Annotated in this window: 20 protein-coding genes; 7 read left to right on the forward strand and 13 right to left on the reverse strand. The window is 35.8% G+C overall.

The genetic code is table 11. The features are described 5' to 3' along the window. Positions 1–125: 125 nt before the first annotated feature. Positions 126–1,463 (forward strand): FAD-binding oxidoreductase, encoded by a 1,338-nt coding sequence (locus EKQ63_RS15715; protein ID WP_087953326.1) that lies wholly within the window; start codon positions 126–128, stop codon positions 1,461–1,463. A 97-nt stretch (positions 1,464–1,560) separates the two neighbouring features. On the opposite strand, the gene EKQ63_RS15720 is transcribed toward EKQ63_RS15715, so the two are convergent. The 3 genes from EKQ63_RS15720 to EKQ63_RS15730 form a co-directional block, all read right to left on the reverse strand. Next, positions 1,561–3,108, reverse strand: a complete 1,548-nt coding sequence (locus EKQ63_RS15720) for an MFS transporter (RefSeq protein WP_087953325.1) — start codon at positions 3,106–3,108, stop codon at positions 1,561–1,563. 11 nt (positions 3,109–3,119) lie between these two features. Next, positions 3,120–3,704, reverse strand: a complete 585-nt coding sequence (locus EKQ63_RS15725) for a TetR/AcrR family transcriptional regulator (RefSeq protein WP_062822664.1) — start codon at positions 3,702–3,704, stop codon at positions 3,120–3,122. Between the two features lie 134 nt (positions 3,705–3,838). Then, entirely contained in the window at positions 3,839–4,885 is a 1,047-nt protein-coding gene (locus EKQ63_RS15730; protein WP_062822663.1) for a DUF2332 domain-containing protein, read from the reverse strand. Positions 4,886–5,265: 380 nt separating this feature from the next. Between EKQ63_RS15730 and EKQ63_RS15735 the strand changes: the two genes are divergently transcribed. Further along, positions 5,266–6,768: a malate:quinone oxidoreductase gene (locus tag EKQ63_RS15735; RefSeq protein WP_071725802.1), complete on the forward strand. Its 1,503-nt coding sequence runs from the start codon at positions 5,266–5,268 to the stop codon at positions 6,766–6,768. Between the two features lie 44 nt (positions 6,769–6,812). On the opposite strand, the gene lsrB is transcribed toward EKQ63_RS15735, so the two are convergent. Genes lsrB through EKQ63_RS15755 form a run of 4 tightly spaced genes read right to left on the reverse strand, consistent with a single transcriptional unit; the run spans position 6,813 to position 11,270 of the window. Next, positions 6,813–7,856 carry an autoinducer 2 ABC transporter substrate-binding protein LsrB gene (gene lsrB, locus EKQ63_RS15740; protein WP_087953324.1) on the reverse strand — a complete coding sequence of 348 codons (1,044 nt, stop codon included), beginning with the start codon at positions 7,854–7,856 and terminating at the stop codon, positions 6,813–6,815. Then, on the reverse strand, positions 7,853–8,842 hold the full coding sequence (locus tag EKQ63_RS15745; RefSeq protein WP_143881241.1) for an ABC transporter permease: 990 nt from the start codon (positions 8,840–8,842) through the stop codon (positions 7,853–7,855). The genes lsrB and EKQ63_RS15745 overlap by 4 nt, the downstream gene beginning before the upstream one ends. Next, positions 8,839–9,792, reverse strand: a complete 954-nt coding sequence (locus EKQ63_RS15750; RefSeq protein ID WP_088328212.1) for an ABC transporter permease subunit — start codon at positions 9,790–9,792, stop codon at positions 8,839–8,841. The genes EKQ63_RS15745 and EKQ63_RS15750 overlap by 4 nt, the downstream gene beginning before the upstream one ends. After that, positions 9,789–11,270 (reverse strand): sugar ABC transporter ATP-binding protein, encoded by a 1,482-nt coding sequence (locus EKQ63_RS15755; RefSeq protein WP_140168753.1) that lies wholly within the window; start codon positions 11,268–11,270, stop codon positions 9,789–9,791. The genes EKQ63_RS15750 and EKQ63_RS15755 overlap by 4 nt, the downstream gene beginning before the upstream one ends. Before the next feature lie 197 nt (positions 11,271–11,467). On the opposite strand from EKQ63_RS15755, the gene EKQ63_RS15760 reads away from it, so the two are divergent. Genes EKQ63_RS15760 through lsrF form a run of 4 tightly spaced genes read left to right on the forward strand, consistent with a single transcriptional unit; the run spans position 11,468 to position 15,139 of the window. Then, positions 11,468–12,415, forward strand: a complete 948-nt coding sequence (locus EKQ63_RS15760; protein WP_088328211.1) for a sugar-binding transcriptional regulator — start codon at positions 11,468–11,470, stop codon at positions 12,413–12,415. Beyond that, on the forward strand, positions 12,400–13,962 hold the full coding sequence (gene lsrK / locus EKQ63_RS15765) for an autoinducer-2 kinase (RefSeq protein WP_140421331.1): 1,563 nt from the start codon (positions 12,400–12,402) through the stop codon (positions 13,960–13,962). Before EKQ63_RS15760 ends, lsrK begins: the two co-directional genes overlap by 16 nt. A gap of 25 nt (positions 13,963–13,987) precedes the next feature. Continuing rightward, on the forward strand, positions 13,988–14,350 hold the full coding sequence (locus tag EKQ63_RS15770) for a cupin domain-containing protein (protein ID WP_048555031.1): 363 nt from the start codon (positions 13,988–13,990) through the stop codon (positions 14,348–14,350). Between the two features lie 6 nt (positions 14,351–14,356). Continuing rightward, positions 14,357–15,139, forward strand: a complete 783-nt coding sequence (gene lsrF / locus EKQ63_RS15775; RefSeq protein WP_000219772.1) for a 3-hydroxy-5-phosphonooxypentane-2,4-dione thiolase — start codon at positions 14,357–14,359, stop codon at positions 15,137–15,139. Positions 15,140–15,260: 121 nt separating this feature from the next. Here the strand turns inward: lsrF and EKQ63_RS15780 are convergent, their stop codons facing one another. Beyond that, positions 15,261–15,764: a GNAT family N-acetyltransferase gene (locus EKQ63_RS15780; RefSeq protein ID WP_087953318.1), complete on the reverse strand. Its 504-nt coding sequence runs from the start codon at positions 15,762–15,764 to the stop codon at positions 15,261–15,263. A 277-nt stretch (positions 15,765–16,041) separates the two neighbouring features. On the opposite strand from EKQ63_RS15780, the gene EKQ63_RS15785 reads away from it, so the two are divergent. Beyond that, a complete protein-coding gene (locus EKQ63_RS15785) occupies positions 16,042–16,644 on the forward strand; it encodes a hypothetical protein (protein WP_143881242.1) in 603 nt (200 codons plus the stop codon). A 153-nt stretch (positions 16,645–16,797) separates the two neighbouring features. Here EKQ63_RS15785 and EKQ63_RS15790 read toward each other — a convergent pair whose 3' ends face one another. From EKQ63_RS15790 to EKQ63_RS15810, 5 genes are all read right to left on the reverse strand, one after another. Further along, positions 16,798–17,193: a VOC family protein gene (locus EKQ63_RS15790; RefSeq protein ID WP_088328209.1), complete on the reverse strand. Its 396-nt coding sequence runs from the start codon at positions 17,191–17,193 to the stop codon at positions 16,798–16,800. Between the two features lie 202 nt (positions 17,194–17,395). Next, on the reverse strand, positions 17,396–18,097 hold the full coding sequence (locus EKQ63_RS15795) for a nucleotidyltransferase domain-containing protein (RefSeq protein ID WP_087953315.1): 702 nt from the start codon (positions 18,095–18,097) through the stop codon (positions 17,396–17,398). A gap of 82 nt (positions 18,098–18,179) precedes the next feature. Then, positions 18,180–18,767: a hypothetical protein gene (locus tag EKQ63_RS15800; protein WP_103627374.1), complete on the reverse strand. Its 588-nt coding sequence runs from the start codon at positions 18,765–18,767 to the stop codon at positions 18,180–18,182. Positions 18,768–18,865: 98 nt separating this feature from the next. Then, positions 18,866–19,192, reverse strand: a complete 327-nt coding sequence (hmoA, locus tag EKQ63_RS15805) for a heme-degrading monooxygenase HmoA (protein WP_000469496.1) — start codon at positions 19,190–19,192, stop codon at positions 18,866–18,868. A 96-nt stretch (positions 19,193–19,288) separates the two neighbouring features. Next, on the reverse strand, positions 19,289–20,509 hold the full coding sequence (locus EKQ63_RS15810) for an MFS transporter (protein WP_087953312.1): 1,221 nt from the start codon (positions 20,507–20,509) through the stop codon (positions 19,289–19,291). Positions 20,510–20,551: the final 42 nt, after the last annotated feature.

Below are 20,551 nucleotides of genomic sequence, written 5' to 3' on the forward strand. Positions count from 1 at the left end.
GCACTGCCTTTTCTTTATTGGCATAATCCTCTTCCCTTATTCATTTACTTATAAAGTATTGTCAGTTCTTTTTTATTTTCTGTATTTCCACATTATATATTTCACGTCAAGGAGAGATATCTGAAATGAATAATCAACAAATTGAACTTACTGGTCGTATCGTTACACCTAATAGTCCTGATTATAATTCCGCTCGTGAGGAATTCAACACCTTCTTCAACAAATTCCCGTTAATCATTGTTTTTGCTCAAAATACGCAGGATGTAGTAAACGCTGTACGCTGGTCAAGGCTACATAATGTCCCTATGCGCATGCGCTCTGGACGTCATAATTATGAGGCATTATCCGTTAGCAACGCTGGCCTTGTAATTGATGTAAGTGAAATGAAGCAATTAGAAATTGATCATGATAGTGGAACTGTAACAATCGGAACTGGATGGAGGAACCTTTCTTTAACTGAAACACTTGCAGCTGAAGGATTAGTTGTGCCAAGCGGAGTTTGTCCTACTCCAGGTATTGCAGGTGTTACTTTAGGGGGTGGACATAGCATACTCTCTCGTCCGTTTGGATTAACCCTTGATCATTTACTTGAATTAGAAATGGTAGACGCAAACGGCTGTGTAATACGTGTGAACAAAAAGTGTAACTCTGATCTCTTTTGGGCTTCACGAGGTGCTGGTGGTGGAAACTTTGGAATATGTACTTCATTCAAATTTCGAACGCATAAAATTAATACAGTAGGCTTCGCAGAAATAAGCTGGGGGATATCAGATTTAAAACCCGTATTAAACTCTTGGCAAGAATACACACTACCTTGCGCTGATAAACGACTTACAACTACACTATTCATGTCTGCAGGATTAGAACCATCTCTATTAATGCAAGGAGTTTTTCTCGGTTCTGTTCAAGAATTGCAGACGCTATTACAGCCATTATTAAAAGCCGGTTCACCTTTCCAAGTAACTATCGAGGAAATTCCTTGGGCAGAAGCAGCAGCGAAAATAGCTGAGAAGCAACCAGCAACTCCTTTACCATTTAAAAGTGTTGGTCCGTATGTATATGAACTATTACCAGAAGAAGGACTATCCATTATCGATCACTTTATTAATAATACACCACCCTTTTCCACCACCTCCGTATTTTTCCATGGATTAGGCGGTGCTGTTGCTGAGGTGCCAAATGAGGCAACTGCTTACTTTTACCGAAAAGCACTATCAAACATGTCAATATTCACTACTTGGGAGCAACCAGAAGGTGCTGGTGGAAGTATTCGATGGGTTGAAGACTTCCGCTTAGCAATGCTTCCATTTACAAAAGGTGTCTATGTTAATACTCCTGACCTATCCATTAAAAATTGGCCAGATGCATACTTTAGTTGCAACTTTGACCGATTAATGGAAGTAAAAGCAAAATATGATCCAAAAAATGTTTTTAACTTCCCTCAAAGTATTCCGCCTTTTTAATTATTTAAATACTATTTTCAAACTGCTAAATAAACATGCATATTATATTGTTTATTTAGCAGTTTAGTATAAATATTATTTTATTTACATAACAATATTATGAAGCATAAGATATAACTCTTTTACTTCTCTTTTTATTTATAATGACTCTTCCTATATTAAAAGTAAAAGGGATAAAAAATATAATACTCCCCATTAAAAATACTAAATTATAACTACGAATAATTCCTTGCTTATATTTTTCCTTTAGTTGCTTGTAAATCTTCCCCTCCTCATCTGTTTTTAATACTATCTGTTGTTTTTTATTTATGGCTTGCAATACCTGTTCCCTTTCTAAATTTGACAAATCACTTTTTTTAATTACAGTTACTGCTTCTCTATTTACCTTCTCTTTTTCAACTAACAACTGATGATTCAGAAACATCACCAGTATAGCTACCCCAACAATACTTCCAACTGTTCTTGAAATATTACATATACTTGCAGCAACACCTGACTTTTCAATAGGCACACTTAAAACTGCCGTTGTTGTATACGGTGCTAATGTGCAGCCAGTTCCAATCCCAACAATCATTAATCGCCAAAGGTAATCCCATGTAGTAAAGTTGGAATCTATTTGACTAAATAAATATGATGCTATGATAAATGTTAGTAGACCTATACTGCCTATTAATGAACTTCCCCGCTTTGCTGCAATTGGTGTTACTATTGTTGTAACAATCATTGAAACAATCGCTAGCGTGCTAATTATTAAACCTGACTGCAATTCAGACATACCTCCTACTTGAACGAAATAAAAAGCAAGTATAAACAAAAAATTCATTAATCCCATTCCAACAAAGAATAAAGAAAAATTCGAGACTGAAAACTCTTTATTTGTGAATAACTGTAATGGCAACATTGGATTTTCAGTTTTCTTTTCAATAATAAAAAATAATATAAAGCCTATGAGTGAGAGTATAAAAAGAAGTATTAAGCTTATCGTGCTTAAATGATTTGTATTTACTTGTATGAGTGCATATACGAGTAAGCATAGTGCAGATGCAGAAGTCATCATACCTGCCCAATCTATTTTTGAGCTTGCAGCATGATCATACGATTCCTTAATACAAAGAATCACGAAGATGAAAGATAAAATACCAACTGGTATATTAATAAAAAACACCCAACTCCAATTTAATTTGTCAGTTAAAACACCTCCAAGTGAAGGGCCAATTGCCGCTGCTAATCCCCCAAAAGCTCCCATGATGCCTCCTATCATACCTTGTTTCTCTTTCGGTACTAAATTAAGGCCTAATGGCATAGCAACTGGTACGATAACTGCGGCGGAAATTCCTTGTATTATCCTAAAAGCTACTAATGTATGAAAAGAAGTGGCTATACCACACATAAACGAACTAACAGAAAACCCCAATAAACCAATAATATACAGCTTCTTGCGACCAAACTGGTCAGCCAGACGTGCTGCAATTAATAAACACGATACAAAGGCGACATTATAACTATTAGCAATCCATGAAATTGTATCAATTGACGTATGAAATGTCTTTGTCATTTCTGGTAATGCGATATTCACAATATTTGAATCTAAAATTGCCATAAAAAAGCCTGCAATTAAAGCTATTAATGCAAATGTATTCTGCAATTCTCTCACCCCTATTCGTTTTCTTTATTTGAAATTCCATTCATAAATAAATTTACACACGTCTCTATATATTCTTCTAACTGAATTTTTTCTTCCGTTATACTAACGTTCATAATGTATAAAAACAGTTGTCCATAAAACATGTTCGCTATCAAACGATAATTACAAGGAGAAATGTGTCCCGCCTCCCCAAGTTGCTTTAAATATTTTTCTAAGTGATTCACTAAATGTGAATTTAACTCATGTAGTAATGTTTTCATTTCACTATTTTGTCTTGATTCTATTAACGCAGCCCAAATATAGTTCAGCTTTGGCAAATTGGTTTGAATATATGTTTCTGCCACTTTCGTAAGGTCCTTTTGTAAATCACCAGTAAATTGCTCTTCTATTTCCTCTAACAAGGCCACTGGTGTCGTCCGTAAAATAATACTCTCCCTAAAAAGATTTTCCTTATTTTTAAAATTACGAAATATCGTTAACTCGCTTACTCCCGCTTTTTCTGCCACTTCACGAATTGTTGTCGCTGTATAGCCCTTTTCTCCGAATAATAGCGTAGCAGCTTCCATAACTTTTTCTCGTGCTGTTAATTTCCCCATTTTTATTCCTCCATTCAATATGTAAGTAAGTAATTACTAACATATTATCACAAAAGAAAAATGAAAGTAACTAGTTACTTTCATTTTCTGGAATTTCATTATCTAATTTCTTGAAAATAAAAATTTCTCAAATATTAACAAAGCGTCTCATTCCCAAGTTTCCAGCTAAACCATCTCCCATGCCCTTCTGTTTCTCCAACCGTTTCACGATATTCGTTTCCGTTAATATAATAATCAATATGAAGGTCACGATCCCACATGTTGTTATACAGGTGGAATACATCACGTTTTGCGCCAATTTCTTGGATTTGTTTTTCTAACTTACGTTTTACTTGTTCAGGTATTTGATTGGCGACGTGTGTATGGAAAATACAGATAACAGCATCGCTACTTATTCGTTCAATAATAGATGGTAATAGGTCCACGCCGTCTCCTTCTACTAATTGAACAGATTCATTTTTTACTAAAGATGCAGCTTTGTCAAAGAGTTCAAGCCTTTCCTTATGTTCTGGCCAAACAAGTGCACGTAGCCATAAATAATCTTCGTTACTATGTAAATCATTTACATGTAAATCTAATCCGATTCTTTCTACGACAGGTGGACTTTCTTTTAAAAGTTGAGGCACATTCTCCCCTCTTATTTCAGAAGTTACATGTACATTCGAATTTATATTTCCGTATGTTTCATCTGTACCGTACGAATAGCTATATTGGTCCCAAAATAGTTGTAATCCAGAACTTGTCCCAATTTCTATTAACGCTAACGGTTTATTCACTTTGTTAAATATGTAACTGAAACTTGGATATAAGTACGCACATCGTCTTACTTCATTCGTTTGAACAAGTTTCGTTTGTAATAAAGTAATGATTTCCTCTCTGTACATTTTACAGAAATCTTTAAAATGACCAAAAGCTTGATCTAAATCTGTATTAGCATGTTCAACTAAGCTACTATAATACGTTTTTAAATGATGTTCTTTCCCTGCTAATAATAAATAATGTACTGCACCTAATAATAAGTTTGGGACTGGTTGACCTGCTTGAGCGTAGGAAGATAGTGTAAGTACTTCCTCATCTTCAGCAATTTGTATTGCTAAGTATTCATATAAGTCACTTGACCCTTTACATTCCTTTATTGAAAAATTTCGAAATAAGTTTGCGATTTGTTCTTGTGTACGCATGTGTATCCCTCCATTTAAATTTCAGAATAATCATACAATAAACAGAGCAAAAAATCCCATAAAAAGATATACTTTCTACCCGCTTTTGGATACGTAAGCTTTTTCGAGATAATTTCAAACTGTAATTTTTTTCTATTTATCACCTTAAAAGAGCTTGTTAAATAAGATTTTTGGCGAATAAAACGTTAAATAGTTTAAAATTATCAGATAACACTAGATATTTTAGTCTATTAATTATTATAATAGAGTATGAGATGGTTATACAATTGAGACAAAAAAGGTAAATACCTAGGTGGGGCCTAGGCGGTGTTTTCTTTTTACGGCTTAGACACAGTAAACACCTACTCTTTTTTGCCAATATAGGGGATGGAGAGATTATCATGAGCAACATGCAGCAAAAAACAGACGTTATCTTAATTGGTGCAGGAATTATGAGTGCAACGTTAGGCTCATTGCTAAAAGAATTAGCACCAGAATGGGAAATTAAAGTTTTTGAAAAACTCGCTAGTGCCGGGGAAGAAAGCTCTAATGAATGGAATAATGCAGGTACAGGGCATTCTGCACTATGCGAACTGAACTATACTTCCGAAAAATCTGACGGATCTATAGATATTGGTAAGGCTGTAAAAGTGAATGAACAATTCCAGCTTTCAAGACAATTTTGGGCATATCTTGTAAAAAGCAAATTAATTCGTAATCCACAAGATTTTATTATGCCTCTACCTCATATGAGTTTAGTACAAGGTGAAAAAAATGTTGAGTTTCTAAAAAACCGTTTTGAAGCGCTTTCAAAAAATCCACTGTTTCAAGGAATGGAGTTTTCCGATTCTCCTGAAACATTAAAAAAATGGCTTCCACTCATTATGGAAGGTCGTACATCTAATGAGCCTATGGCGGCAACGAAAATTGACTCTGGAACAGATGTTAACTTCGGTGCATTAACACGAATGTTGTTTGATTACTTAAAAACGAAAAATGTCGAGCTAAACTACAAACATAGTGTTGAAAACATTAAACGCACGAAAAATGGTTTGTGGGAAGTGAAAGTACACGATATGAATAGTGGTAAAATTGAGCATCACACTGCTAAATTCGTCTTTATTGGCGGCGGTGGCGGTAGCCTACCTCTACTTCAAAAAACTGGTATCCCTGAATCAAAACATATCGGTGGCTTCCCGGTAAGTGGACTATTTATGGTATGTAAAAACCAAAAAGTTGTAGAGCAGCATCATGCGAAAGTGTACGGTAAAGCTAAAGTTGGCGCTCCGCCAATGTCTGTACCTCATCTAGATACGAGATATATAGACAACAAAAAAGCATTACTGTTTGGGCCATTCGCAGGCTTCTCACCTAAATTCTTAAAAACTGGTTCAAACCTTGACTTAATTGGTTCTGTAAAACCAAATAACGTCTTAACGATGTTAGCTGCTGGTGTAAAAGAAATGGGACTAACAAAATACTTAATTCAGCAAGTTATGTTATCACACGAAAAACGTATGGAAGAATTACGCGAATTCATTCCGAACGCTAAAAGTGAAGATTGGGATATTGTAGTTGCTGGTCAGCGTGTACAAGTAATTAAAGATACTGATGCTGGCGGTAAAGGAACACTTCAATTTGGTACAGAAGTTGTTAGTGCGGCTGATGGATCAATTGCGGCGTTACTAGGTGCATCACCGGGTGCTTCTACTGCCGTTCATGTTATGCTTGAAGTATTAGAAAAATGTTTCCCAAGCCGCATGGTAGAATGGGAAGGAAAAATAAAAGAAATGATTCCTTCTTACGGCATTTCATTAACAGAGAATCCAAGATTATTCCAAGACCTTCACACTTCTACAGGTCGTACCCTTGGATTAAATGAAAAAGAAACGGTTCATAATTAATGAAGAAATAAAAACGTCCGATACATTCGGACGTTTTTTCGTTACTAGAAATTATATTTATCAATATTATCCTTCGTAAATACGACTCGCTCTGGCAGTACGATAATTCCATTCCCTTCTGCCTCATAATCATATCCTTGAATGGAGTTTGGCTCTACTTTCACTTTTCCAATGCCTTTTACTTCAAAGCTATCCCCTACTTTTAACTTCTTCCCTTTTACAACAATTTCATTTGCTACATACGTTGCAAGTGCACCTTGTTGTTTGACATCCCATAATCCGAATTGTTGTACTGTTCCTCGTTTTACATAATCACGCATAACGTTCGGTGTAGAAAATCCAGTTACCACTACTTTTTTATCCATTTTCAAGTTTTCAGCTGCTTGCGCCATTGCCGGAAGTGCCGTTGCATCTGGACAAATGATAGCGTTAATATCCGGATACGTTTTTAATATGTTCTCCCCTACTGACAAAGACTTTTGCGCATTATTTTCACCGTACTGCGTCGTTACAATTTCCCATTTCGGATATTTCTTTTTAATAATTTCTTTCGCTTTCGTTACCCATTGGTTTTGATCTGTTACTGTTGGGCTAGAATAAAAAAATGCTACTTTCCCTTTATCTCCAATTTGCTTGGAAGTCATTTCAATTAATAAGTTAGCAAGTTGGTCTGGTGTTCCTTGGCTTATATAAAAGGAACGATCTTTCGGATTCACATCAGAATCCCATGTTAATACCGTCATGCCTTTTTTCTTAGCACGTTGCAGTGACTGCGATAAACCATCAACTGAGGTAGAAGAAACCATAAGTGCATCGTAGTTTTGGTTAATGAAATTGTTTATATATTTTACTTGCCCAGAAACACTCGCTTCAGACGGTCCATCATATTTCACTTGTACGCCTAGTTTATCCCCCATCTCTTTTGCTCCTTCACCACCTGATGTAAAGAAGCCAACCCCAGTTAATTTTGGGATAAATACAAATTTCACATCATTAGCTTTTTTCTTATCTGCGGTTTGACTAGAACAAGCGATAAAGCCGATTAAACAAATGCATACGATTAATACAACCCCTAGTTTTCTCTTCATGACATTTCCCCCTTATGCAAATTCTTTCTTTTCCCCAATGTGAATTGATGTAATTTGAAATGTCTCATAATAACTGAAAGAATAAGGATAATACCAATTACTACGTTGGATTGTTCATTTGTTAAACCCGTCATTTGCAAACCATACTGCATGAGCCCAATAAAAATACTCGCCAGTACAGTACCGATAATGCTTCCTTTTCCCCCTGTAATAAGTGTCCCGCCTAATACGACTGCTGTAATGATTGGTAAAATCGTTTCACTTCCCATATCAGCACGTGCGGAACCGAAATAGGCAGTTAAGAAAGCGCCTCCTAATCCACCTCCTAACCCGGAGAGTATGTAGGCGATGATGACTACTTTTTTCGTTTTAATCCCGGTGTATTTTGCTGCATTTTCGTTCGCACCTGTTAATTTTACGTGGCGCCCGTATATCGTTCGGTGAAATAATACAGTACATACAACTGTTAATACAATCAGTAGCCATAATAAATTCGGTATTCCTATAAAACTACCGCTTGCCAGTTGTACAAATGCGTCTGGTAAACCACTTATCCCTTCATACCCAGAAGCACCTGCCCCTCCTGAAATGACGAGTGCAATTCCTCCGTATAAAAACATCGTTCCGAGTGTAACGATGAGTGGTTCTACATCTGTCATTTTTATAATAATTCCGTTTAAAGCGCCAACTAAGCAACTAATTATTAGGGCGATTATGACAGCAAACAACATAGGTATTCCGTGCATCCAAAGTACACCGATCAAAATCGAAGTGAGCCCCATTATTGAGCCGACCGATACATCAATTCCTCCTGTTACAATAACAAAGGTCATTGGTATCGCCGCAATTGCAATAAATAGGAAATCATTTGTACTAAAAAGGAGATTACTAATATTTAAGAAATCACTATTTATCAAACTAAAGAGAATGAATTCTATAAGAAGTAATACAATTAGAACACCTTCCCATCTGTATATATACTTCATAGATTCATCCTCCTTTCTGCCTTCCACTTTTTCATAACACTATCCAATATGATGATAAGTAATAATAAAAAACCTGAAATAGCATTATTCCAAAATGCTGGTATTTTTAAAAAGACAAGTGAACTGCTTATTGTTTCTAAAAATAATGCTCCTAATGCAGCTCCAAATAAAGATCCTGTTCCTCCTTTTAAATGAATTCCTCCTAGTACAGCGGCTGCGATTACTTGTAATTCTAATCCTGTACCAGTTTGATTTGGAACGAACCCGATATTCATAACAAATATGCAACCAGCGAACGCAGCACTTATGCCTGAAATCATAAACGCATATATTTTCACTTTATTAACAGGTATACCAATAAGTCTCGCGCCATCTTCATTATCACCTACCGCATAAAAGTATCTTCCAAATGGCACTTTCCTTAAAAAGAAGTATAGTAGTAGTAAAATAATAAGAACAACCCATACAATTATCGGCAAACTAAGTATAACGATAGATGACAACTGCTTAAAATCATTTGGAATATCTTCTATCCACTTACCGCCTGTAAAAATTAACATCGTACCTCTAACAATTCCTAGCATTCCTAAAGTCATAATAATGGCTGGTACACGAAACTTCGCAACGCCAATCCCGTTTACGAAACCGATAATAGCGCCAAGTGTAATAGCAGCAAGAATTGACAAGAATGCATTATATTCATTCGTTAACAACATCCCACAAACTGCTGCACTTAACCCCATGCTTGAACCAACTGATACATCTATATTTTTTGTAAATAAGACGAACGATTGGCCGATTGCTAGCACGACTAAAATAACGCTTGATTTCACCATTAAAGATAACGAGTTAAATTCAATAAAACTAGGGTTTATCATTCCTACAATAGCTATATACATTAGTAGTAACAGTATGATAGACGTTTCGTGCATTTTTAGCATGCGTTTCATTCCGCTACACCTCCGTATGCAAGGCGTGTAACTTCATTCACACTCAATTGTTCTTTTTCCATATGAGAAACAAATCGTCCATTTCTCATTACATATACACGATTTACTAATTGAACAATTTCTTCAACATCTGAGGAGATTAATAAAATTGCGAGTCCTTCCCTTTTCATTTTTTCTATCGTCTCATACACTTCAAGCCTTGCTTTCGCATCAATTCCGCGAGTCGGCTCATCAAGAATAATAATTTTAGGATCACATGCGAGATACTTCGCAAGCACGACCTTCTGCTGATTACCTCCTGATAAAGATGCCAGTTCTTTATTCATATTTTGTACAACAATTCGGAACTGTTCTATAAACGAATTAACTAAAGCGCTTTCTTTTTCTTGATTTATAAAAAAGCGATTATTTTGCTGTAAACTTGCTGCTGCAATATTTTCTTTAACAGAAGCAATTGAGAAAATTCCATTCCTCGCCCTATCCTCTGGCACATAAACTAGTCCTTCGTCTAGTCTTTTATGCAAAGAGCATGTATCAATTGATTTTCCATCTAATAAAATAGATCCTGATTTTATAATTTTCAATCCAAAAATCGCTTCTGCTAATTCCGTTCTGCCCGATCCAATAATTCCAGCAACACCTACAATCTCACCAGCATGTACAGTGAATGATATATTTTCGAATGCGTGACCATTTATATCAATCACTTCTAATATTTTTTTCATCCTTGTAGTCTCTTGAACTACTTCTATTTTCTCTTTCTGTTTATACCCTTTTGGCAATAGTCCCTCCATCAGCATGTCATATGTATAGTCACATACATCTCCTTGACTTACAATCATTCCATCTCGTAATATTGCTACTTTGTTAGCAATTTCAAAGATTTCTGGAAAGCGATGTGTAATATAAATCATCCCAATTCCTTTTTCTTGTAAACTTTTCATCAACCCAAAAAGACTCTTAATTTCGTGAGTTGTTAATGTCGATGTTGGCTCATCTAGAATAAGAATCTCAGCTTCTCGTATTAATCCTCTAACAATTTCTACCAACTGTTGTTGCGCAATCGATAATGATCCTCCTAGTTTATTAAGGTCAATATCCCATCCTAAGCTGCTAATCAATTGCTGAATCTGTACTCTTAATTTCTTTTTCTTTTCTTTTAACCCGATACATATATTTTCTTCAATAGTCATATGCGGAAAAATGAGCGGTTCTTGCGGTATTAAATAAATACCTTTTCGGTGTGCTTCTGACGAATTTGAAAACTGTTGCTTCGTTCCTTTTACATACATTTCTCCATCATCATACGAATATAACCCCGTTAATATTTTCATTAATGTTGATTTTCCGGCACCATTTCCCCCAACTAAAGCGTATATATCTCCACGCTCTACTTGTAAGTTCACTTCTTTTAATACAAGTTGATTTAAAAACGCCTTACTCATTTTCTTTACTTGTAATAAAGGTACGTTCTCCACATAATGTCACCTGCCTTTATCCAGAACATTTTTTGAGAAAATGATTATTTGTTCTACTTGTTTTGTAGCATTGTATATTCCTTTTTTTATATCTAGAACACTTTTTTCTACGTACTATTAATCGTTTCAACTGGAATAAACAAAATATATGGCACATATGTTTAAGCTGTGGTCAATTGTTGAAAGGGATGAAGAGTATGACTCAGCTGAACTTTGAAGAGAATTTATTAACGAAAGTAGCTTGGTACTATTATAAAGACCAATTAACACAACAGGAGATCGCTTCACTTCTTCATATTTCAAGAAATAAAGTCGTCCGGTTATTAGATAAGGCGCGGAGTGAAGGTATCGTTACATTTCACGTAAAAGGGACTGGTTTGCACTGTTTAAGTATTGAGCGTGACTTAATGAAAAAATTCCACTTAAAAGATGCTTTTATTATCCCTACCCCAGTAAACAATTATCACGCTTCTCTCGGAAAAGCTGCTGCACAATATTTAGAAACTCAGCTTCAGCAAGGAGGTTTACTCGGTATTGGCTGGGGAGAAACCATTAGCAAAATGCTAGAAAACATTCATTTCGAAAGTGCTATTAATCTCTCAATCGTAACGTTAACAGGCGGAGTAAATCACTATCTCCCGAGAAAACAAAACTATTTACATTACATGCAAGGCGATCTTCACATTATCCCTACCCCGTTTCTAGCGTCTACAACCGAAATGGCACAAAGTATTCTATCAGAACCGAGTGTAAAAGATATGCTTCATGTCGCTTCACTTGCGCATACGGCTGTTGTCGGTATTGGAGGATTATCTCAAGACGCTACGATTGTAAAAGAAGAAAAATTAACACTACGTGAGATGACATATATTCGTAGTCAAAACGGCGTAGGCGATATTTTAGGACAGTTTTATAATACAAATGGCGATTTATTAGAGCTCTCGCATCACAATCGTCTAATTGGCACGCCTCTCTCTATTTTGCGCAATATGAATCATGTCGTCGGTGTTGCTGGAGGTACAGAAAAGATAGATGCAATTTATGGTGCCTTAAAAGGAAAGTTTATTCATACATTAATTACCGATGAGGAGACTGCCCTCTCCTTATTACGAAAGGATGGTGATTGTTCATGTCCCATTTATTAGCTTTCGATGCTGGTACAGGAAGCATTCGAGCAGTTCTTTTTGATTTACATGGTAATCAAACTGCAGTAAGTCAAAAAGAATGGATTCACAAATCTGACCCTCGTTATCCAGGCTCTATGAACTTTGATGTAATAGAAAATTGGAAGCTAGTACAAGAATGCACGAAAGAGGTTCTTCAAAAAAGCAATACCCCTGCCTCTTCTATTCTTGCTATTAGCGCTACAAGTATGCGGGAAGGATTTGTTTTATATGATCAAGATGGGCAAGAAATATGGGCATGTGCAAATGTTGATGGCCGTGCATCCGCTGAAGTTAGTGAGCTAAAAGAAATCCGCTCACATCTTGAAGAAGATTTATACAGAAAATCTGGGCAAACTTTTTCATTAGGTGCTTTACCACGTCTACTTTGGATTAAAAAACATGAACCAAACATCTACAACAATATTCAATCCTTTTCGATGTTAAATGATTGGATTTTGTATAAATTAAGCGGCGTACTGCAAATTGATCCCTCAAACGGATGCACGTCAGGTATTTTTGACTTGCAAAATAGAGTGTGGGATAACGATGTCGCTAAGGAGTGCGGTCTATCTTTGCCATTTTCACCAACAGTAAATGAAGCTGGTACAGTAATTGGCAACGTTACAAAAGAGTGTGCAGCATTAACTGGATTACGTGAAGGAATTCCTATTGTAGCCGGGGGCGGAGATGCTCAAATGGCATCGCTCGGAACTGGAGTTGTGAAACCAAATCAAACCTTAATATGCGGGGGTAGCTTTTGGCAACAAGAAGTGAATGTTACTGAGCCAATAACAGATCCACATGCTGCGATTCGAGTAAATTGTCACGTCGTTCCGAACCTATGGCAATATGAAACGATTGCCTTTTTCCCAGGCCTCGTTATGCGCTGGTTTCGAGACGCTTTTTGCCAAGAGGAAAAGAAACTTGCTGACAAACTCGGTGTAGATGCTTATGAATTACTAGAAGAACAAGCCAAAGACGTACCTGTCGGTTCACATGGCATTATCCCTACTTTTTCAAACGTTATGAACTACATTTCTTGGCGTCATGCCGCACCTTCTTTTTTAAATTTAAGTTTAGATGCTGACAAATGCGGAAAAAAAGAACTGTTCCGTGCTATTGAAGAAAATGCAGCCTTCGTAACACTAGGCAACTTAAAATTAATAGAAAATCTCACAGGGACATTCCCTTCTGAAGTTATTTTTGCTGGCGGTGCCGCTAAAGGAAAACTATGGCCACAAATTTTATCAGATGTCCTTGGTATTCCTGTAAAAGTACCTATTGTGAAAGAAGCAGCTGCTTTAGGAACTGCGATTGCTGCTGGAGTTGGTGCTGGCATATATTCATCTATGGAAGAAACTGCCGAAGAGTTTGTACAGTGGGAGCAAACATTCGAACCAATTACTGAAAATCACGAACTATATAAAGAGTTCTATGAAACATGGAAAACTGTATATGACAGTCAGCTCGCTTTAGCTGATAAAGGGCTCACCTCACATATGTGGATTGCGCCTGGTGCACTGTAACACATTACATAAAGGAGTGAACTGTATGTTAAAAGCGAATGAAAATGACTTCTCCTATCGCTTCGGTGATAACGGGCCGAAATATTTAATACAAGGTCCAAATATTGACCTTGGCCTTGTTGTCATTCAACCGGGCCAGGAGTTTCAAAACCATTATCATACTACGTGCGAAGAAGTCTTCTATGCATTAGAAGGTGAAATAGATTTCTATGTGAATAACGAAAGAGTTCCAATTAAACAAGGTGATGTCCTGCAAGTTCGTCCTCATGAATCTCACTATCTTATCAACCATTCTGACAAACCTTTTAAAGCTATTTTTATTAAGTCACCACATTTACCAAATAAAGATACTGTACAAACGGAAAATCCAACATTAACGAAGGAGTGATTTTAAATGACTTGGGGATTTAAAAATCGATTAAATACTATTTTACCTGATGGCAGAGCGGTAATGTTAGCGATAGATCACGGCTACTTTTTAGGACCAATTCATGGGCTTGAACAGCCACTTGAAACAGTTAAAAACTTACTTCCTTATACGGATTCTCTCTTTTTAACGCGTGGTGTACTTAGCTCCTGCATTCCTGAAAACTGCAGCACTCCGATGGTTATGCGTGTATCTGGCGGGGCTACTGTCGTCGGTAAAGACTTAGCAAATGAAACTATTGTTACCCCTGTAAAAGAAGCAGTAAAACAAAACGCGATTGGCGTAGGTGTGTCTGTTTTCGTCGGTTCAGACTATGAAACACAAACAGTTTCGAATCTCGCAAATGTAGTTTCAGAAGCTCACGATTACGGCCTGCCAGTACTCGGCATTACCGCAGTTGCAAAAGAACTACAAAAACGTGAAGCTCGCTTTCTAGCACTTGCTTCCCGTGTATGCGTCGAAATGGGTGCTGACATTATTAAAACGTATTACTGCGAAGGATTCGAAAAAATAACGAGCACATGCCCTGCCCCAGTCGTCATCGCGGGCGGCCCAAAACTTGATTCAATTGAAGACGCATTAAACATTACGTACAATGCACTGCAAGAAGGTGCAATCGGCGTAGACATGGGCCGTAACATATGGCAATCTGAACATCCAGCTGCAATGATTCAAGCAATACATGGTATTGTGAAGAATGGATTGAATGTGAAAGAGGCGCTGGAATTATATGATGATGTAAAAAACTAACGTAATAGATAGTCTATTACACTTAATAAATACAAAATCAATATTTACTATAAGGAAAAGCCCATATGTAACATATGGGCTTTCTTTTATATTTTTAATTGTTCTGACTCTAATTAGATTTCTACAGATCGCGTACGTTCCAAACAATCTCACCGCGTTCGCCAAACGTACTGTGATGTCGCTTAAATCCTATCTTCTCTAATACCCGGAAAGACGCAGTATTCCAAGCGCCTACAGTAGACCAAAGTCTATGGCGACCCGTAGCAATCGCAGCCTCAAGTACTGCTGATGCTGCCTCTGTCGCATAACCCATGCGATGAGCACTTCGGAACAACTCATATGCAATCTCTGGCTCTTCAAGCGTGGAACGACCTATGATTAAGCCACAGTATCCGATGAAATCGCCTTCTTCTCGCCTACGTATAGTAAGAAGAGAAATACCATTTTCAGTTGCTTTCTTACGCATTTCGATAAGAGAGCTACGAACAGATTCAATGGTTGGCATGTCCACACCACGTTCACCAATTAATTTTCTCAGCCAGACTGCATCAGATTCCTCCCACATATTCAGGTCGAGTCGTTCCGTTTTCAACTGGAACGCCATATTTTTAAATATAGATGTCATAGCGGTAACCTCCTATTTATATCACTGTACTACTTATAATAGTTTCGTACTGTACCATATGGGAAACATGCTGGATTCTCTAGATTTTCTTGCATCAACATACATTATTGTTTTTTATGCATAAGCAATTCCTCTGCAAAATAGACCTTGTTATGAAACTTCATTTTAAATCTATAATACTTGATTTACGAATGGTTTTAGTTTTTCAATTAATTTTTACACTTAAAAATGTATGGTTATTTCTTTTTTGTTAAAATAAAGAAAAGGAGGAATTATTATGCGAAGAATGTCTTTTGAACGCCCTACTGATTATTACGATGAAAGATTATATACTATCGATGAAAAAATTTGTGCACTATTAAAAGAACGAAAAGAACTTTCAGGTGGTAACCCAGGTTTTCCTCATGATGAAGCGATTTATAAATGGGCAAAGCAATACGGATTTTATCCAGACTATCTAAATTCATTATTCTCTTCCATGATGGACGAAGCAGAATTTAAACCTCGCGTTGAACCAACTAATTTTAAAAAACATATACCTGTTTTTAAAGCTTATGAACATAAAGACATCATGTATACCGTAACTTTTATTCGGCAATATGCAAATGCTAGTGTTGTTTATTTATATAGCGATTGGGATTCCACGAATGAAGCTTTTAAAGAAAATAAGCCTCATAGTTTCTTCCAATTATCCATAGATGATACATATGACTGCTGGCCAAAAGGTGGTGGCGGTACTGATGGACATATGAATTATCAATTCGTTGTATCTCCTGCCCTTCCTGATAATTTGTCTGGAATAAGCTTACGATTTACAGAACTCAATATGCCATTTAGGAAAGATCAAACTGTGCTTGAATTTGAAATTCAGATAGATTAAAAAAGAAGCTTTCTCACAAGTCATATTCCTGACTAAAACCCACTTGTTTGTTTACCTTTTATACGCCTAAAAAACAAACAAAATAATCAAGCCCCTTTCCAAACTGGATAAGGGGCTATATTTGCATCTTCAAACAATTACTCTTGTTAATTGCTATTGAACTTTCTTACTATCTTTATAGTCAAGGCAGGACACTTCAATTAATAACCCATTAAACATTGAAAAATAAAAACCATAACTACTACCTCTCATCGTATACGGTTCCTTGTCTATTTCAATGCCACCAGCTACTAAACGATTATATGCTTGATCAACTTCATTTGAAGTATCTACTAAAAAACCAATATGAAACGCTTCAGGATACGTAACTTCCTTATTTCCCTTAAATGCTTTTGGATCGCTTAGCACAAGTATAAATCCACTTTCATCACTCATCACTACTAGTGCCTTTCCCTTTTGCTCCAAAAATTGAAAATCGAAAAATGTTTCAAAGAAATGTCTCGCTTCCGATAAATCATCTACACATAGATTCAAATGATTTAACTTCATTCACTCATCTCCTTTTAAGCAGAGGGTATGTAGACTCATTTTCATAACACTTAAATATGTAAGGTAACATATTCAAGCGTTCTGTCTAGGACTATGCTTTATAGTCTAATACTTTTCTCCATAGCCTAGAACATTTTTTATGACTGTAATTACATAAACCATTCGACGTGAAATATTAATGTACCTATACAAAATAGCCACATTATTTATTTTTCAGATTGTGTAAAACCCACTCAATCAAGACAATTGCTGAAGAAATGCGCTCTGTTGTATCTCCTAAAAATAGTTGATTAAGTAACTCATCTAAATGAATTGGCTTATTCGGCAAAGTTTGAATATACCTTAAAACAGATCCCGCTGGCGGTACTGGCTTATTATTAATAGCCCAAATCCCTTCTAACAATGTCCAAGTTGAAGTTTGAACTATGTATGAAGCTTTTAACTCATCATTTGCTTTTAAAGCAGATTGAATTTTAATTAACGAACTATGCAACCAATGAGAAATGCCCTTCATTTTGTCGCTAGAAACACGATAGTTTTCAAATTCATATGTAGCTATTTCCTTTAACTTTTTTAGCTCACCGCTTTTATCAAACAAAATTTTCCCTTCTAGAAATGAGTATAGTTCCATCGGATTGTTTTTAAAGTTTACTTGAATTTGATTAAAATCCGCACTCTTATATTCAACTAAAATATCTTCTCTCGTTTCAAAATGAAATTTCTTCTTTTGTCCTTCTTTTAAAAGTATATAGAAATCTAAATCCGAATCAGGATATGCGTCACCTCTTGCGACAGATCCGATAAGCATGAATGCATTTACCTTTTCCGTACACAAGGTTTCCGCTACTATTGTTTGCACTAATTTTTTATGTTGTTCATGTTTAAATATTTGTGCTTCTAACATTTGTAACCTCCACACACATTATTAAGGAGTTATTCGTTACCTATATATTTTACTTCTCTTATATCTTTCATCTTCTACATACTTATTCAACAATTGTCAGTTCATATACAATTACATCTTCACTGCTTTTTGTTTTATCTTGAATCGTTACAATATCTCCAGCTTTTATTTTCGAAGCGTTCACTACTTTTACCATCTCTGGCGGAACATATCCTCCATTGTTCTCTTTATTTAGCGGAAACCACTTTACTGATTTACTAGTTGCTTCTAAAATTTTATATTTAATTGTACCATCATATTTTATTTCACCAACAAGATCTTTTACTAATGTAGGTGTATATTTACCCTCTTCTTTTTCCAAAGAAATATGATCACCTATATCTAGGATACCGTTTCTTTTAGGCGCCTTCCATTTTGTTGAGTTTAAATCATTTAAACTTACTTTCACACTGTCTTCTTTATTTGAGCTAGCATCTTTTAGAAATATATCATTATGTTTCTTATCAATAATGATATACTCCTTCTGCTCTACTATTTTTGCACTGCTTTCACGTTTTTCTTCCTCATTCTTAAATACTTCTTTTTTCACATTATTAATACTACACGCTGATAATAATATCGTTGCCAAAGATGTCATTAGTAATATTCTTTTCACTTCATTTACCTCCATTTACAAATAAACATTTATCACATCCATATTTTACTATAAATCAAAAAAGAGGATATTTGTTTATTACTAAACAAATATCCTCTACCTTTACATATATATTACGACTGTTGATAAGCCGCTTTCGATGACTTCACATAATAAACTGCGTGATCCACATTAATGATATGATCTGGTTTTGGTTTACCACGGCCCGCTCTATGTCCAGCTAAGTGTTCTTCACTTGTTTCCCAGTTTTTCCATGCTTCTTCAGATTCCCAGCGAATCATAACGACTACTTCTTCGTCTCCGCGTCTTACTTTTTTCACAAGAACACTCAAGTCGATAAAGCCTTCAAATTTTTCAATAATACCTTCTCCAGTGAAACGTTCTACAACTATATTTGATGTACCTTCTTTTACTGTAAATGTTTTCGTTTCAATAAACATATAATCCACTCCCTCTTTTTATTACGAATACTAGTATTCTTCTATTATAATTGATTATGATAATTATTTTCAATTAAAAAGTTATAATTATTTGAATTATGCTGTTTTCTCTTCAACTGTCTCATCTAAAAATTTGAAATACGGAAGTAATATTCCTATTAAAGAAGTAACACATATAATCGTACCGATAATAAAGTATAGTGCTCTTATTCCCAACATTTCACTTAGTATGCCTCCTAATAAAACACCTAACGGCATAGCGGATCGTATGAAAAATAATCGTACTGAAAATACTTGTCCTATCATCTTATTCGGGACTGACTGTTGGCATATCGTCGTGTTATGAACATTGAAAAATGAAATACAAATGCCTGCTATTACTTCAATTATTATCGCTATAACGATACTATGATTAAACCCTAAAGAAATGTATGTGAGTCCTCCTATAAACAATCCTCCAAGCATAAGTATACGTCGGCTTTTATATGTTACTTTACCAACTAATATAGACCCAACTACATAGCCAAGTGGGAATCCGGCCATAAAATAACCAAATTCCGCATATCCCGCTGATAGCTCATCTTTTATATAAGGAAGGTTTGTTACCATTGTTACTCCTACTCCAAATTGAACGAAAGTTAGAAATATACCGAGCCAAACGATGATTGGTTTTGTGAAAAAATATGTAAAACCGTGAAGAAATTGTTCTAGCCACGTTTTCCGAATAGGTTGCGACATTCTATTTTCTTTTATATAAAATAAGAAAGTGCCACTAACAAATAAACATATACATACGAAAGATAATGTAAGTTCTGTTCCAATGAAATGAATGACTACTCCGCCTAATACTGGTGCAAGAAACATCATAAGGCGAGTCATTCCATCAATGTACGCATTTGCATCTTGAAGTTGTTCTTTCCCTACAATGCTCGGTGTAATTGCTTGACTTGCAGGTGTATAAAGTGGTGTAATAAGTCCCACTACAATTTGAACAACATAAATGTGCCAAACTTCTATACTACCCGAAACTAGCATCACTAAAGGTAATAAAAATACAGACGCTCGTATCCATTGTGAAAATATCATAATCCACTTCCGGCTCCATTTATCAATAAATGGGCCACTTATTAATTGCAATATGAGTGATGGGATGAAATATAATAACCACATACTACTTAAAGCCATTTCTGATCCTGTTAACTCATATACTAGAATTGAATTACATAACGTTCCGAAAGCCCCTCCTAATTCAGAGATTGCACTACCAATCCACATAAAAAAGAACGAACGATTTTTCAATATATTTTTCAATTTCATACACCAACTTTTCTTTTATATTCCTCCCTTTATGTACATTCT

The sequence above is a fragment of the Bacillus sp. BD59S genome, assembly GCF_007363175.1.
GTDB lineage: Bacteria > Bacillota > Bacilli > Bacillales > Bacillaceae_G > Bacillus_A > Bacillus_A pacificus.

Bases quoted from the DNA above. Each gene is read 5' to 3' on its own strand.
- EKQ63_RS15715 (WP_087953326.1), top strand. From the start codon at position 126: ATGAATAATCAACAAATTGAACTTACTGGTCGTATCGTTACACCTAAT.
- EKQ63_RS15725 (WP_062822664.1), bottom strand. From the start codon at position 3,704: ATGGGGAAATTAACAGCACGAGAAAAAGTTATGGAAGCTGCTACGCTA.
- EKQ63_RS15730 (WP_062822663.1), bottom strand. From the start codon at position 4,885: ATGCGTACACAAGAACAAATCGCAAACTTATTTCGAAATTTTTCAATA.
- EKQ63_RS15735 (WP_071725802.1), top strand. From the start codon at position 5,266: ATGAGCAACATGCAGCAAAAAACAGACGTTATCTTAATTGGTGCAGGA.
- lsrB (WP_087953324.1), bottom strand. From the start codon at position 7,856: ATGAAGAGAAAACTAGGGGTTGTATTAATCGTATGCATTTGTTTAATC.
- EKQ63_RS15745 (WP_143881241.1), bottom strand. From the start codon at position 8,842: ATGAAGTATATATACAGATGGGAAGGTGTTCTAATTGTATTACTTCTT.
- EKQ63_RS15750 (WP_088328212.1), bottom strand. From the start codon at position 9,792: ATGAAACGCATGCTAAAAATGCACGAAACGTCTATCATACTGTTACTA.
- EKQ63_RS15760 (WP_088328211.1), top strand. From the start codon at position 11,468: ATGACTCAGCTGAACTTTGAAGAGAATTTATTAACGAAAGTAGCTTGG.
- lsrK (WP_140421331.1), top strand. From the start codon at position 12,400: ATGTCCCATTTATTAGCTTTCGATGCTGGTACAGGAAGCATTCGAGCA.
- EKQ63_RS15770 (WP_048555031.1), top strand. From the start codon at position 13,988: ATGTTAAAAGCGAATGAAAATGACTTCTCCTATCGCTTCGGTGATAAC.
- lsrF (WP_000219772.1), top strand. From the start codon at position 14,357: ATGACTTGGGGATTTAAAAATCGATTAAATACTATTTTACCTGATGGC.
- EKQ63_RS15780 (WP_087953318.1), bottom strand. From the start codon at position 15,764: ATGACATCTATATTTAAAAATATGGCGTTCCAGTTGAAAACGGAACGA.
- EKQ63_RS15785 (WP_143881242.1), top strand. From the start codon at position 16,042: ATGCGAAGAATGTCTTTTGAACGCCCTACTGATTATTACGATGAAAGA.
- EKQ63_RS15790 (WP_088328209.1), bottom strand. From the start codon at position 17,193: ATGAAGTTAAATCATTTGAATCTATGTGTAGATGATTTATCGGAAGCG.
- EKQ63_RS15795 (WP_087953315.1), bottom strand. From the start codon at position 18,097: ATGTTAGAAGCACAAATATTTAAACATGAACAACATAAAAAATTAGTG.
- EKQ63_RS15800 (WP_103627374.1), bottom strand. From the start codon at position 18,767: ATGGAGGTAAATGAAGTGAAAAGAATATTACTAATGACATCTTTGGCA.
- hmoA (WP_000469496.1), bottom strand. From the start codon at position 19,192: ATGTTTATTGAAACGAAAACATTTACAGTAAAAGAAGGTACATCAAAT.
- EKQ63_RS15810 (WP_087953312.1), bottom strand. From the start codon at position 20,509: ATGAAATTGAAAAATATATTGAAAAATCGTTCGTTCTTTTTTATGTGG.